The organism is Rhizobium sp. RCC_161_2 (genome assembly GCF_041355235.1).
Taxonomy (GTDB): Bacteria; Pseudomonadota; Alphaproteobacteria; order Rhizobiales; family Rhizobiaceae; genus Rhizobium.
The window spans coordinates 1-13,205 of the sequence record NZ_JBFUPL010000032.1; the positions used below are offsets into that span (position 1 = coordinate 1).

Annotated in this window: 12 protein-coding genes and 2 pseudogenes; 5 read left to right on the forward strand and 9 right to left on the reverse strand. The window is 60.0% G+C overall.

Going from position 1 to position 13,205, the window contains the following annotated elements; translation table 11 throughout:
* Positions 1 to 54: 54 nt before the first annotated feature.
* Positions 55 to 333: a hypothetical protein gene (locus AB6803_RS32730; protein WP_371112737.1), complete on the reverse strand. Its 279-nt coding sequence runs from the start codon at positions 331 to 333 to the stop codon at positions 55 to 57.
* A 392-nt stretch (positions 334 to 725) separates the two neighbouring features.
* Between AB6803_RS32730 and AB6803_RS32735 the strand changes: the two are divergent.
* Both AB6803_RS32735 and AB6803_RS32740 read left to right on the forward strand, forming a co-directional pair.
* A pseudogene (locus AB6803_RS32735) lies at positions 726 to 1,121 on the forward strand (TetR/AcrR family transcriptional regulator); the annotation flags it as partial.
* Positions 1,122 to 1,150: 29 nt separating this feature from the next.
* Positions 1,151 to 1,381, forward strand: a pseudogene (locus AB6803_RS32740) (hypothetical protein); the annotation flags it as partial.
* Between the two features lie 415 nt (positions 1,382 to 1,796).
* On the opposite strand, the gene AB6803_RS32745 reads toward AB6803_RS32740, so the two are convergent.
* From AB6803_RS32745 to AB6803_RS32760, 4 genes are read right to left on the reverse strand one after another with little or no spacing between them, the layout of a single operon-like run.
* Positions 1,797 to 2,597: an SDR family NAD(P)-dependent oxidoreductase gene (locus AB6803_RS32745; protein ID WP_371112738.1), complete on the reverse strand. Its 801-nt coding sequence runs from the start codon at positions 2,595 to 2,597 to the stop codon at positions 1,797 to 1,799.
* Positions 2,598 to 2,628: 31 nt separating this feature from the next.
* Complete coding sequence (locus AB6803_RS32750; protein ID WP_371112739.1) at positions 2,629 to 3,459, reverse strand: alpha/beta fold hydrolase; 831 nt, start codon at positions 3,457 to 3,459, stop codon at positions 2,629 to 2,631.
* A gap of 56 nt (positions 3,460 to 3,515) precedes the next feature.
* On the reverse strand, positions 3,516 to 4,235 hold the full coding sequence (locus AB6803_RS32755; protein WP_371112740.1) for a hypothetical protein: 720 nt from the start codon (positions 4,233 to 4,235) through the stop codon (positions 3,516 to 3,518).
* Between the two features lie 11 nt (positions 4,236 to 4,246).
* Positions 4,247 to 5,071: an alpha/beta fold hydrolase gene (locus AB6803_RS32760; protein WP_371112741.1), complete on the reverse strand. Its 825-nt coding sequence runs from the start codon at positions 5,069 to 5,071 to the stop codon at positions 4,247 to 4,249.
* Between the two features lie 146 nt (positions 5,072 to 5,217).
* Here AB6803_RS32760 and AB6803_RS32765 point away from each other — a divergent pair, with 146 nt between their 5' ends.
* Positions 5,218 to 6,159, forward strand: coding sequence for a GlxA family transcriptional regulator (locus AB6803_RS32765; RefSeq protein WP_371112742.1), 942 nt, complete (start codon positions 5,218 to 5,220; stop codon positions 6,157 to 6,159).
* Between the two features lie 310 nt (positions 6,160 to 6,469).
* On the opposite strand, the gene tehA is transcribed toward AB6803_RS32765, so the two are convergent.
* The 3 genes from tehA to AB6803_RS32780 all read right to left on the reverse strand — a co-directional run bounded on the left by tehA (position 6,470) and on the right by AB6803_RS32780 (position 9,410).
* Positions 6,470 to 7,468, reverse strand: a complete 999-nt coding sequence (gene tehA / locus AB6803_RS32770; protein WP_371112743.1) for a dicarboxylate transporter/tellurite-resistance protein TehA — start codon at positions 7,466 to 7,468, stop codon at positions 6,470 to 6,472.
* Between the two features lie 43 nt (positions 7,469 to 7,511).
* Complete coding sequence (locus tag AB6803_RS32775; RefSeq protein ID WP_371112744.1) at positions 7,512 to 8,540, reverse strand: zinc-binding alcohol dehydrogenase family protein; 1,029 nt, start codon at positions 8,538 to 8,540, stop codon at positions 7,512 to 7,514.
* Positions 8,541 to 8,690: 150 nt separating this feature from the next.
* Entirely contained in the window at positions 8,691 to 9,410 is a 720-nt protein-coding gene (locus tag AB6803_RS32780; protein WP_371112745.1) for a hypothetical protein, read from the reverse strand.
* Positions 9,411 to 10,103: 693 nt separating this feature from the next.
* On the opposite strand from AB6803_RS32780, the gene AB6803_RS32785 reads away from it, so the two are divergent.
* Positions 10,104 to 11,354, forward strand: coding sequence for an acyltransferase family protein (locus AB6803_RS32785; protein WP_371112746.1), 1,251 nt, complete (start codon positions 10,104 to 10,106; stop codon positions 11,352 to 11,354).
* A 293-nt stretch (positions 11,355 to 11,647) separates the two neighbouring features.
* Here the strand turns inward: AB6803_RS32785 and AB6803_RS32790 are convergent, their stop codons facing one another.
* Complete coding sequence (locus tag AB6803_RS32790) at positions 11,648 to 12,331, reverse strand: IS6 family transposase (RefSeq protein ID WP_371112747.1); 684 nt, start codon at positions 12,329 to 12,331, stop codon at positions 11,648 to 11,650.
* A gap of 245 nt (positions 12,332 to 12,576) precedes the next feature.
* Between AB6803_RS32790 and AB6803_RS32795 the strand changes: the two genes are divergently transcribed.
* Positions 12,577 to 13,005 (forward strand): hypothetical protein, encoded by a 429-nt coding sequence (locus AB6803_RS32795; protein WP_371112748.1) that lies wholly within the window; start codon positions 12,577 to 12,579, stop codon positions 13,003 to 13,005.
* Positions 13,006 to 13,205: the final 200 nt, after the last annotated feature.

Below are 13,205 nucleotides of genomic sequence, written 5' to 3' on the forward strand. Positions count from 1 at the left end.
GTTGAAACATGGGTCAATTCTCAATGGAAATATCAGGCTGTGCCGGGTCAGCTCTCAGTGGAAATCAACATCCTGGCCAATCGAAAGATGAGCTGGGCCTTTGTACGCGAAGGGGATCTCCCGGTAGGCACCCGTAGCCTTGAAAGAGCCGAGCATCGACTCGAATTCACGGATGATCATCATGTGACGCAGAACGTTCCGCAGTCCATCAGCGCCATAAGCAGTCAGCTCATCCGCGAACGGTGTCGCATAGGCGTGTAGCTGGATGGACGCGAACTTCAGCTCGCCTCGCTGAAAGAACTTGTCGGGATCGACGAGAATTTCCTTGGGCATATTTTCTCCGAAATCGAGTGATGCTGTTAGAAACTTCATCGCGCATGAAGCGACATTTGTCAAATTAAATAGTCAAAAGACCAATTGATTTGTTGCAAGTTCGCCATCCGGAGCCGAATGCTTTCTCGACAGCCATGAGAATGGGCGTTGGTGCAGTGATCGCAGTGTAAGTGGATTTCTGTCTTTGAAGTCCTGGCTATGCGGTAGCTTTCTGCATCGGACGGATTTTGTGAAAAAGCATCCAAGGATGACCCCATGGAGATGGCGCCTAAGCTGTTGAAATATATCCTGTTTTTTTGGCGAGAGAAGCGATCATAACCGCGACGTCCTTGACCCCATTAATGTTCCGATTTTCCTATCAATTTCAGATTGTTGCAGGGGATTTCAACAAGGCTATTGTTCAGCGCCGATTCACAGCCTATCTCGCTGAGCTCCTGGCGACGCCGGAAGACGCGACCTGGTGCTTGGACAAATAAACGGAGATCTTCCGCGCTGCCCTGGCCAACGACAATCGCATGTGTCTGTGCGGCATCATGAGCGCGGAACTTGACGATCTTCCCACGGAGGTTCGGACCGAGATCGACAAATTCGCCGCCATGAATGTCGGTTGGTTATCCAAGGTGCTCTCGCGGGCCAAGCCTTCCGCAAGCGACCAAGACCTGCAGGAGCACGCGATGGCGATCTTCGCAGCCATCGAGGGGGCCCAGCTTGTCGCGCGCGGCTGCCGGGATATCGGCATCTATGACCGGACGATCCGAGCTTATCGAGCGACTGGTCTCTTCCCGTAACGGTCGATGAGGCGCCAATCGGTCCGTGCTCGCGGGTGAAGGTCGCAATGGCCCGCGCCGGCTTTACCGGTGGCGAGGCCGACCAGCTGCGCAAGTCGATGGCGACCTTCAAGTTCACCAGCGGGATCTCCAAGTTCAAGGACAAGCTCGTCTCAGGCATGGAGCGCAAAGGCTGCAGCCGCGAGTTTGCCGAAAAGACCTTCTCCCAGCTCGAAGGCTTTGGCTCCTATGGTTTCCCAGAAAGCCATGCCGCAAGCTTCGTGTTCTCATTATGTTCTCATCTGAGGATGAGTCAAGGCGGTTCTATTTTTCCGCGGGGATAAGCGCTTCAGCGATCCCCAAGGAATTCGCGGCGAACGGACAGACGATCACGCTCGTCGGAGAGCTTGGTGTACGCTCCAATCATGCCAACAGCTCATCGCGCCATCGGGGAATGCCGGACAGGCCGCGGCAATGGCATGCACATACGAAGACACTCCCGACGCTTGCCGTAGCGAAGCGCAAAGATGAACGACCGGCGCAAGGCGCCGTCGAACCATTCCATGATCGCTACCGCACCTCCAGCAAGTGCTTGATAGAAAGTCGTTTCGCCAGATCTAGCGTCAAATCACGCGGTGCGCGCAAACACCACTCGGCAGTATGGTTCGCGGGCCGTACTTCAGCGCCGATGCCGAGTCAGATCACCGCCTGCTTTCGGTACCGCGGCGGGACTTCGCTTTTCGAGAGGTTCGGTGCCATCGCCAGGCGCGCCTGCTGCATGACCTGGAACTGACCTTCGTCCGCCAGCGGCGGTATCGTGACGGTTTCTCTCCGGTCGAATCCAACCAGCGCTGCATCGACCATGTCGCCGACCTCCATCAGGAAGCCTTCCGGGAAGGAGTTGACGTCCCTGCCGGCCTTCTCCCACAGGTCGGTTCGCGTCGCGCCGGGCAGCACGGCCTGGATATAAACGCCCTTATCCTTCAGCTGGGCGGCCATCGCCTGGCTGAGATTGAGTAGATAGGCTTTGGTGCCGCTATAGACGCCCTCGAACATCTCAGGTGCGAGCGCGAGCACGGAGGAGAGATTGATGATCGCGCCGGCGCCCTTCGCCACGAAGGCTTTTACCGCGGCGGAGGCAAGGCGGGTCGGCGCCGTCACGTTGAGGGCGATGATCCGCGACAGGTCGGGGGCACCGTTCTCAAGGATGCCGCCCCTCAACGACATCCCGGCATTGTTGACGAGCAGTGTGATGTCACCGACGCCAAGGCGCTGCTCGATCTTGGCGACGTCGCCGTCCAGGGTGAGGTCCGCCGAGATCACGTTGATGGCGACGCCGGTCTCATCCCGGAGGCGCTCGCCCAGCGCCGCCATGCGCCCGACGTCTCGCGCCACCAGGACGAGGTCATAGCCGCGCTTGGCGAGACGATCGGCATAGACCGCGCCGATCCCCGCCGATGCTCCGGTGACGAGAGCGATGTCGTTGGAAGTGGTCATGAGATTTCTCCATTCCAGGGGGGACGATCGCTCAGGCCTTGATGAAAGCGAGCAGGTCGGGGTTGAGCACATCGGCGTGGGTGGTCAGCATGCCGTGCGGATAGCCCCGGTAGACCTTGAGCTGACCGTGCTTGAGCAGCTTGATCGACAGTTCCGCCGAAGCCGCAATCGGCACGACCTGGTCGTCGTCGCCGTGCATCACCAGCGTCGGCACGTCGATCGCCTTGAGGTCTTCGGTGAAGTCGGTCTCGGAGAAGACGGCGATGCAGTCGTAATGCGCCTTGGCACCGCCGATCATGCCCTGGCGCCACCAGTTCTGTACCGTCCCGGAATGGGTCTTGGCGTCCGCACGGTTGAAGCCGTAGAACGGGCCGCTTGCCACATCGAGATAGAATTGCGCCCGGTTGGCGGCGAGCGCCTGGCGAAAACCGTCGAACACCGCCGTTGGCGTGCCGCCCGGATTCTTCTCGGACTGCACCATGATCGGCGGCACCGCGCCAACCAGCACCAACTTGGCAACGCGGCCGGGCTTGGCGTGAGCAACATAGCGCGCTGCCTCGCCGCCGCCGGTCGAATGGCCAATATGGACGGCGTTCCTCAGATCGAGATGGTCGGTAAGCGCCATGACATCGGCGACATAGGTATTCATGTCGTTGCCGGTGTCGGTCTGGCTTGAGCGGCCGTGTCCGCGCCGGTCGTGCGCGATCACGCGATAGCCATGGGAGAGGAAGAACAGCATCTGCGCGTCCCAATCGTCCGCGCTGAGCGGCCAGCCGTGATGGAACACGATCGGCCGCGCGTCCCGTGGCCCCCAGTGTTTGTAGAAGATCTCGGTGCCGTCCGCGAGTTTGAGGGTGGCCATGTAGGAAACTCCATTTTCGAATTTTTCAGATGATGGGGCCAAGTCGGCGAACGGCGTCACTCGAAACGATAGTCCGAGAGATCCACCCCGACGATGAGGGGCTCGGTGGCAGGCGTGTTGTCCGGGTTGCGGGGATAGACGCGGAACTTGGAAGGCAGCACGATGCCCTCGACCGTGACGGGATCCAGGAGATAGCGGGCCGCCGCGTTGTTGCCCTGGATCTCGACCTCATAGTCATGACGTCGGATCAGTCCGTCCGGACCAATGTAGAAGGTCTGCTCCCTGCTGTGGGTGGCAATGGCCGCGGGAAAGGTCACCCGCAGTCGGCGCCACGTCTCGCCTTGCTCCGACCAGGGCGCGATCTCCTCCGTCACAATGCCCGGCTGTGCCAAGATGAAGGGTGATGTCAGGTAGGTCCACATCGTGTAGCCCGCGAAATAGGCGAGCTGCGGGTCGCTCCAATAGGTCTCCATCGCGAAGCCTGCGAAACTCACACGCGGCTGTGAAAGCTTCTCGACCAAATCGCCATCCGGCGTCTCGATCGTCACCTCTTCCGGCGTGAAGCGGGAGCGGTTCCGGGTCGGGTGGAAGGGCCAGTGCGAAACCTCTTGCTTTCGGAGGTTTACCCGGACATCGGCATGGGTAAGCGTATCGGGCTCACCCTTGAGGTCCCAGAGGATGCCGAACTGGTGCAGCCTCGCCGTCAGAAAGGAAAATCGCTGGAACTGCTCAAGGCCGCCATGAGCCTCGATCACCTGCTGCTGAAGATCGTGCATCTGTCTTCTCCTCAGGCGTCCAGGAAGTTTCGGCAATGAGCGACGAAGGTTTCCGGATACTGAAACAGCGCACCATGCCCGGAGTCCGGATAGAGGATGAGCTGCGCGTTCTTCATCGCCTTGAACATGTTGTAGGCGTTGATGCTCGGAAACATCGTGTCGTCGCTGCCGTGCACGATGAGTGTGGGCTGGACGATGGCACGCAGCGTCTTATTTCCATCATCCTTGACTGCGCACCAACCGATGATCGCCTTTGCCTGCGGCTCGCTGACATCGTCACCGCTATCCGGATCCCGGTCCTGCGCGCGGGCCGTGGCGCGCGCCACGAAGGCCCGGCCGGCGCGCTGGCTCTCGTCGGAAGACGTGAAGAACAAGGGCAGCCGCACATCCGGCGCTGCCTTGGCGAACGCGTCGTCCACCACGACGAGGAGATGCTCCTCGCCGCCGCGCGGCGCCGCGCCGGCGATAATGACCTTGCGAATCAATGCGGGGTGCCGCACGGCGAGGACCTGAGCGAGCATGCCGCCAAGCGAGAAGCCAAGAAGATCGACTTGAGCGAGGCCCAGACCACGGATGAATGATTCGGCATCCGCCGCCATCTGCTCCACGGTGTCGGGCGTCTGGCCGCTCGACGTGCCGATGCCACGGTTGTTGAAGACGATGACGGGCCGTGTCTCGGCCAGCGCGTTCACCACGGCGGGGTCCCAGGCGTCCATGGTCCCGGTGAAATGTTGCAGCAGAACGAGCGGTGTTCCGGTGCTCGGGCCAAGGCGCCTGTAGGCGTAGCGGACGCCGGCGGCGTCGAGATGCTCGGTCTTTACGGTTTCGAGTGACATGTGCGCTCCTGGGTCTGAAATCCGGGAAATGGCTATCAGTGGTGTTCCAAAGCCGACAGGACGTAGATGCCATCATTCCGGCCATGGGTATGGCGAGCTATCGGTGAAACAACTATTTAGGCGGAGACGAACCTCTTGGAGAAAACATGAAGATCGGCCTTGTCCTGTGTCCTGGTTTCCAACCCGTCTGCTTCGGCGCCGTCGCGGCATTCGACGTGGCCAACAAGCAAGCGGGCAAGAAGCTCTACGACATGCGCGTGCTCTCGGAGGGAGGCGGACTGGTCGCCTCGTCATCCGCGCTGCAGGTCATGACCGAAGCGTTCGACGACGCGCCCTACGACACGCTGATTGTCGCCGCCGGCCTGGAGATTCCCACATCCTCGCCGGGCCTCGTCCGGCTGCTTCGGGCCGCCGCGGGCGATGCGCGACGGGTCGCCGCCATCTGCCTCGGCTCGTTCATCCTGGGAGACGCCGGGCTGCTGAACGGCCGGCGTGCCACGACGCACTGGCGTTATGCCCAGACCCTGCAGGAGCGGTTTCCGAGCTGCCAGGTCGAGATGGACAAGATTTACATTGCGGACGGGCCGATCTGGACGTCGGCGGGCATGACGGCGGGAACCGACCTCGTCGTCGGCCTGATCGAGCGCGACCATGGGGTCGAGGTCGCCCGCTCGGTCGCGAAAGGCATGGTCATGTACCATCGTCGCTCGGGCGGGCAGTCCCAGCATTCCACATTGCTGGACCTGGGGACCAACGAGGACAGGGTTCAGCGCGCGTTGAATTTCGCCCGCCAGAACCTGGCCCAAAGCCTCACGATCGAGGACCTTGCCGAGGCTGCCTGCCTCAGCCCGCGCCAGTTCACGCGGCTCTTTCGCGCGGAAACCGGCACAACGCCGGCGAAGGCGGTTGAGGCGCTGCGGGTCGAGGCCGCGAAGCTGATGCTAGAGCAGAGTCGCTTGCCGATCGAGGTGATCGCCCGAGAGGTGGGATTTGCCAATCGGGAGCGGATGCGTCTCGCGTTTGCGAGGCTGCTCGGCGAGGTTCCGAGGGCGATCCGCAATGATGCCGGACCTCTCGCAGCCCTTTAGCCAGCGGCCTTGAGGAGCACCGCTCACTGTCGAAAGAGACCCACCTCGCGGGCATGTAAGTCGTCGAACTGACCGAACGGCGCTGAGAGGCGATTATATCCGAAGACCGCCTCTCCGCTCCCACCGAATGGTCTTCCTCGCGCCACCGGTAATATCGAGAAGCGTCGCGTGGTCGCGCTGGTGGAAGATGAAGAGCCTTAGGCCACTCTCCTCACGTTTCGCGATGGCGACCTGATCCCCGCCGCTCAGAATGGGTCCGTTCCATTCGACAAAGTGCAGAGAGATCGGTGGCACCCGACGCTTTCGGGCGTCAGGTGGAAGGCGCGGAGCTCGCTGGCTGCGAAGCGGGTTTGGCCGCCGAAGCGCGCCCGCGATGCTGCCAGAAGCGGTAGAGCGTGCCTGCCGCCACGATCGTCACGACCAGGTTGGCGAAGACGAACAGCACAGGCGCGAGAAAGCGGGCGGTGCCATCATCGCCGAGCAGCAGAAGGCGGATCGGCGCCGTTGCGAGCGCCGTCACGCCGAAGGTAAAGGCCCAATAGGACGGCGCGAGGGGTTCGCGCAGAATCCAAGGCAGCAGCCTGAGCAGGATCAGCGCCTGCAGGATGCCGTAGCCGATCATGCCATGGGCCAGCACCCACGGAGCCTGCGGCGCGACGGCGACGAGCGAGACCGCGCCGACCACGGGTGGCGCGAGCTGTATCCCAAGGGTCGGCCGCAGTGCGTTCGCCATGCCCGGCGCCGTCAGCAGCCGGTGCAGCAGTACGGATTCGATCGCGAGCCAGCCGAAGAAACCGGCGCCAAAGAAGAACTGTCCGAGATCGGGGAAGCCGAGACCCGCGCCGACCGTTGCTGCGACGAAGCTGCCGGCGACGGTCGGCAAATAAAGCACCGGCGTCGTGTGGCCGGGATCGCGCTCACCCCTCCAGAGCCCGCCGGTCCGCCACACGGCAAAGCCCGCCGTGAACACGGCGCCCACGACATAAAGCGCAATCGCAAGACCATGGGAGTAGGGAATGACACCCGCGGCCACCAGCATGGTCGCAACGCCGGCAAGCCCGATGAAGCAGCACTGCACCGGATGCGCGGCTTCCGTCAGAGCGGCCTCGCGCGCGACAAGCCACTTCAACCCGTAAAGCGTCGCCACCGCGAGCCATACGAGCGCTGCCGCCGACGTCACCAGCTCTCCGATGAGGGCCGGCAGTCCCCAAGCGAGATGGGCGGCGCGCCAGGCGCCGCCGAGCCCGGCAAGGCCGAGCACCATGCCGAAGAAGGATGCCGGCACGATCGGTAAGTTTGAGGCTTTCATGCGTCTATCTTTCACAGCAGGCACGCGGATCGCATGCCCTCGGTCAGCTCTCGCCTGATGTCGGCCAGCCCGCCAGCACGATCTTGCCCCTGGCGCGGCCGCTCTCGATCACGGCATGGGCCCGGCTCAGGTTCTTGGCCGAGATCGTCCCGAAGACTTCGGCCAGGGTGGTCTTCAGCGTTCCGGCATCGACCAGCCTCGACACCTCGTTAAGCAGCGCCCCTTGCTCCGCGATGTCGGCCGTGCCGAACATCGAGCGGATGAACATGAACTCCCAGTGCGTCGATACGCTCTTCACCTTGAAGGGTGACACGTCGAGCGACGCCGGATCATCGATCAGGGCGAAGCGGCCCTGCGGCGCGATGAGCTTGGCGATCTCCGCAAGGTGCTGGTCCGTATTGGTGGTAGAGAACACGAAAGCCGGCTGTCCGACCCCCAACCGCTCGATCTCCGTCGAGAGCGGCTTGGAATGATCGATCACATGATGCGCGCCGAGCCCGCGGCTCCATTCGGCCGTCTCCGGGCGCGAGGCCGTCGTGATCACGGTGAGGCCGGTTAGCTTGCGGGCGAGCTGCGTCGCAATCGATCCGACCCCGTCGGCGCCGCCAACGATCAGGAGCGCGTTCGCCGCTCCCGGCACGGCTTTGCGGATATCGAGCCGGTCGAACAGGGTCTCCCAGGCGGTGATGGCGGTCAGGGGCAGGGCAGCGGCTTCCGCGAAGCCGAGCGAGGCGGGCTTCCTGCCGACGATCCGCTCATCGACCAGGTGAACCTCGGCATTGGTGCCCGCGCGGCCGAGCGCGCCCGCATAGAACACCGTGTCACCCGGAGCGAACAGCGTTGCTTCAGGTCCGACCGCCTCGACCACGCCGGCGGCATCCCAGCCGAGCACCTTCCAGCCCGGCTCCGCCTGCGGCCGCATTCTCATCTTGGGGTCGACCGGGTTCACGGACACGGCTTCGATCCGCACGACAAGATCCCGCCCAGTGGGCTCCGGCCAAGGCAGATCGATGTCGGCAAGGGATGCCGGATTGCTGATTGGAAGAGAGGAGCGGAAGCCAATAGCTTTCATGATGTCTTCACCTTGCTGGATTGGCCACACAGGGGCCGTCAGATGCCGTGGACATATCAAGCCGTGAAGAGGGCGGACAGGACGTAGATGCCATCATTACGGCCATGGCGGATCGTCCACGATGCCCGAGCACTGTTTCGAAGCCGGTAGCTAGCTGAGGCGGATGTTGGAGAGGTCGATCGAAACGACAAGCGGGTCGGTGCTGAAGCTGCCATCGGGCTGGCGGGCATAGATCCGGCGTTTCGTGGGGAATTTGATGCCAGACACTTCCGTGTAGCCTTCGATGATATGAGCGCCAAGCGTATCACCGGAGATCTCGACGTCGTAGTCGTGGCGCTTCAGCAGGCCGTCGCCGTCGAAATAGAGTGTCTGCACGGTGCTGTGCGTCGCAATGCCGGCGGGTAACCGCACGGCGAGGCGGCGCCAATCGCCGCTGTCGGTCGGCCAGGGCTCCAGCTCCTCGCTCTCGACACCCGGCCAGGCGAGCAGGAACGGCATGTTGAGATAGGTCCACATGGCGCAGCCGGCGAAATAGGCGAGTTGGAGCTCGGTCCATGGCGTTTGCAGCGTGTGGCCGGCAAAGCTTGCGCGTGGCTGGCTCAGTTCCTCTAAAACGATCCCGTCGCCACCCTCGATCGCCACGCGATCCGGAGTGAAGCGCGAGCGCCGGTTCCCGGCGCCGAAGGCCGCATGCGATGCCCACTCCTCTTTGAGTCCCACCGTAACGGTGGTGCGTGCGAGCGTATCTGGATGCCCTTTCACAGGCCATAGAACGCCGCCCTGGATAAGATCGGCGGAGAGCTGGTTGAATTGCCGCCAGCGATCGAGGCCGCCATGAGCCTTGATTACGAAGTCCTTGAGTTGCGTCATCGATGCGCTCCTGCGAGGGCACGCGCGAGATTGCGCGGGCTTAAGTCGCTTGAAGCTAGAACCACGACTGCAATCTGCGAACGTCGTTGATGCCTTGATTCCGGCCACGGCGTCTGGGCCCTCGAACGGGGAGCGGCGCAGCACCCCGAAGATCATTTGGGCGCCTCCCGTGGGCTGCGGTCGTGCTCAGATCGTGCCCGGGCTATCGCGCGCCAGCACAATCGGTCTCAAGTTCAAATCATAGAGCAAAAACTATTTCTGATACCGCCATGGAAGGCATGGATTGGAACCACCGACGAGCGATAGGGACATTCTCAATAATCCCAGGCAGGTGAGACTTCCAAGGGCAGGTCGTCGGCTTAGCGAATGACGGCTCGTCGGTTAGATTTTCCTTAAGGTGACTGGCGGGGTCAAATCTTCACTTCGCTTGACAAAACAACAGCAATGGCTTGGAGGGTTGATCGGTTGAGGGTCATCAGTTCGAATCTATTCAAGACCACGGTTTACGGTCTTCGTGCGGAAATCCAGTTGATGCTTCGGAGCAACGGAACAGCCGGTTCAAATAGCTCAAGGCGACAATTTTAATAAACGTAAGTGTTGCATATTCAACCTTTCATTGAACAAGACATCGTAAGGTGCGTCCGAAAGATACGTCGCCGCATCATTCCTGGCGGCTTCGGGCTTGCGGAGAGTGTGATGAAGAGCTTTGGAGCGGTGCTTGCGGGCTATGGGGGCTATGGGCCTGGCTTCAATTTTCTGCGCATTGCACTGGCGTTCTCCATTGTTTTCTATCACGTTCTCACCAATTCCGGTGACTCGGCGCTGGCGCACGGCCCGGTGTTATGGTTCTTTGAATATAGCCTGGTGCCGATGTTTTTCGCCCTAAGCGGCTTTCTGATCACCGGCAGCGCACAGCGTCTCAGTCTCGAAAATTTCCTCCTCAATCGCGCCTTGCGCATCGTTCCGGCGCTTGCTGTTGACATTCTGGTGTGCGCCTTCATCATCGGCCCGGCCGTCACCACGCTGCAGCTCGGCGACTATTTCACCGATGCGAGATTCTTCGCCTATATGCTGAACATTATCGGCTGGGCGCATTTTGAACTGCCAGGAGTCTTCACAGGCCACCCGGTGCGGCAGGTCAACGGGGCGCTGTGGACCATTCCCTGGGAGATCAACTGCTACATCATCATGTCGGTCATGATGGTCACAGGTGTGGTGCGGCGGGCGTTGGCAACCGTCCTGCTGCTAGCGATCTTTGTGGTCGCAGGCCTTGCGGTCGAGCATTTCACCTCTGCCGAGGCAGGGGACTTCTGGGGCTTACATACGCTCTTCGTTGGTCGCGGCTCCCAGTTGATCACCGCCTTCCTGTGCGGCATCCTTGCCTATCAGTTGCGGGACTGGATCCCGATGAGCAGAATGCTGTTTGCTGCCTGCGTTGCCGTTGCACTCGCGGCCATGCTCCTGCTCGACGTGAGTGCAACTGAAAGTGTCGCAAACCGCCTGATGCTGATGCCTGTCCTCACCTACATCACCATCTATGCCGGTCTGTCGCGCCTGAGGCTACCGAAGATTTTGGAGGGCGGCGATTATTCCTATGGTGTCTATCTCTACCACGTTCCCTTCATCCAGCTCGCTATTCTGCTCGGGCCGCCGATCCTCGTCAGCACGGTAGTCGGCATTATCATGCTGACTTTGATCACGGGCACCATCGTCCTCTGCGTTGCGGCTGCTTCCTGGCACTTGATTGAGAAGCCCATTCTGTCACTCAGGAAGCGCTATTCGTTGGCGGGCAGGATGATAGCGCGTGAGGGTCGGGCAGCATCCAGAGCAAAAACGGCGCCCGCGCTAAAGCCGAACGGTACTGAAACTCCCTTCTCGCACGCGCATCAGTTTTTGCCGATCGGCGAACTTCCTGATGATCGCCGAAATTCTCAAGCCCAATAAGCTTGCTCTGTTCAGTTCCACGTTATTGTCACTTCGATTTTCATTTCGCGGTGATCCATCAAAGTCACCGAGAACCGTAGCGCGCCTTTCTTTTTTCGTAGCGGCTGAGGTTCACTTTAAACGGGATAGTGGATCGAAAGGGGATGAACCTGAGAAAGATCGGACGGATGGTGATATCTTGAGTGTTCTTGACGAGGCAGTTGTTGAAATCGACCGCCGCCGTGGTGACACCGGCGCCACGGTTCTGTCGCAAACTTTGAGCAAGGTCGCAGAAACGGCAATGCTTGACACAGTTATGCAGCGAGCGCTGCAAATTGCTGAAATGCCGATTGGCCACTGGTTGGAAATTGCTGCTTGCGGATCATATGTGCCACTTCGATGCTATCCAGGGTCGCTGACGCAGACCGGAAGGATTTGAAGCCTTTCATCGGCCGCGTCAGCTTCTTGATAAACCGGTGATCTTGCTCAATCATGTTGTTGAGGTATTTGACTTGGCAGATCTCGATCAGCCAGAACCATCCCTGCAACAGCAGCAGCCAGTTGATGTTGTGCAATCCTGCCAGGTTCGCGCCACTCTTGTCGATGACGATCTTTTCAGGCCAACCATTGTTCCCGATCGCGCGGGCGAAGAAGGCGCTGGTCGCAGCCTCATCGCGATGCTCAGACAGCATGAAATCAAGGGTCTTGCCGAATTTATCGACAGCGCGATAGAAATAGGTCCACTTGCCTTTGACCCGTATATAGGTCTCGTCCATTCGCCAGGAACGGCTGGTCGCGGATTTCCGGCGCCGGGCCTGACAAGCGATAAGCGGCGAATATTTTACGACCCATCTGTTCAGCGTCGCGTGATCAACGGCAACGCCGCGCTCGGCCATAATCTCTTCGAGATCACGATAGGAGACAGCATATCGGACGTAGAAAAACACTGCATATAAAATCACATCTTTCGGATACTGGCTGCCTTTGAAATCGACCATGATCGGGAACTCAACAATGCCTGCTCATCTTCATCCCAGATCTATGACATGAGCATACAGGTTGCAAATCCGCTGGAAAATTTGCGACAGAACCGAGTATCTAGCGCACGAAGATGATATGCCAGAACTGAAATGATAGCCCAAATCACGCGCTCCCCCTTTAGTTGTGGAAATCTGCCCTGATTTGACCCGTGTCCGCACGTCAAAGGCACTAGCCGTTCGGGGCCTCGCATGGAGAATTTCCAATGAAGCAAGTCATGCTCGCCGTTGCGTTCAGTTGCATTAGCGTGACATCGGCTATTGCCCAACGGCAAGTGCCGGATGAAATGCAGGCGAGGCACAAAGAGACCCGAAACATGCTGGGAGTGCTGGAATTCTGCAAGGACCGAGGCATCTCCGAAGATGGTGCTTTGGAATTTCTGCGGATGTCAGCCAACACATACGACGACCTGATAGGTTCATCCAAGGGAGACGAAGCTGAGTCGACGGGAAGAGCTGGTGTGATATCGGGTCGCGGTATAGTGAAAAACATTGCAGACATCGCTATCGAGCAACATAGGTCGGTGGATGATATTTGTCGGCAATTGGTGGGACTGTACAAACGAGGAGCCGACGAATTTGCGAGGCAAAAGGCAATGCCGACAGATAACCCGCCCAGCAAAGCCAACAAATAGTTCCGCAATTATTATTACGTATGATTCATTAAATAATTGAAAAATAGAGACTTTATCCACCTATCGATCGATTAGCGCTGGATACCAGTCGCAACCGTTTCCCGCCGATTGGCGTCGCCTTCGTCACCTTTTCGCACGCAAGGGTCCAGTCAACGAGATGGCGTGCTCGATATTGCGCAGGGTCACGACACTTCACGAAC

Coding starts and splice junctions, on each gene's coding strand:
- AB6803_RS32730 (WP_371112737.1), bottom strand. CDS start 333: ATGCCCAAGGAAATTCTCGTCGATCCCGACAAGTTCTTTCAGCGAGGC.
- AB6803_RS32745 (WP_371112738.1), bottom strand. CDS start 2,597: ATGACCACTTCCAACGACATCGCTCTCGTCACCGGAGCATCGGCGGGG.
- AB6803_RS32750 (WP_371112739.1), bottom strand. CDS start 3,459: ATGGCCACCCTCAAACTCGCGGACGGCACCGAGATCTTCTACAAACAC.
- AB6803_RS32755 (WP_371112740.1), bottom strand. CDS start 4,235: ATGCACGATCTTCAGCAGCAGGTGATCGAGGCTCATGGCGGCCTTGAG.
- AB6803_RS32760 (WP_371112741.1), bottom strand. CDS start 5,071: ATGTCACTCGAAACCGTAAAGACCGAGCATCTCGACGCCGCCGGCGTC.
- AB6803_RS32765 (WP_371112742.1), top strand. CDS start 5,218: ATGAAGATCGGCCTTGTCCTGTGTCCTGGTTTCCAACCCGTCTGCTTC.
- tehA (WP_371112743.1), bottom strand. CDS start 7,468: ATGAAAGCCTCAAACTTACCGATCGTGCCGGCATCCTTCTTCGGCATG.
- AB6803_RS32775 (WP_371112744.1), bottom strand. CDS start 8,540: ATGAAAGCTATTGGCTTCCGCTCCTCTCTTCCAATCAGCAATCCGGCA.
- AB6803_RS32780 (WP_371112745.1), bottom strand. CDS start 9,410: ATGACGCAACTCAAGGACTTCGTAATCAAGGCTCATGGCGGCCTCGAT.
- AB6803_RS32790 (WP_371112747.1), bottom strand. CDS start 12,331: ATGGTCGATTTCAAAGGCAGCCAGTATCCGAAAGATGTGATTTTATAT.
- AB6803_RS32795 (WP_371112748.1), top strand. CDS start 12,577: ATGAAGCAAGTCATGCTCGCCGTTGCGTTCAGTTGCATTAGCGTGACA.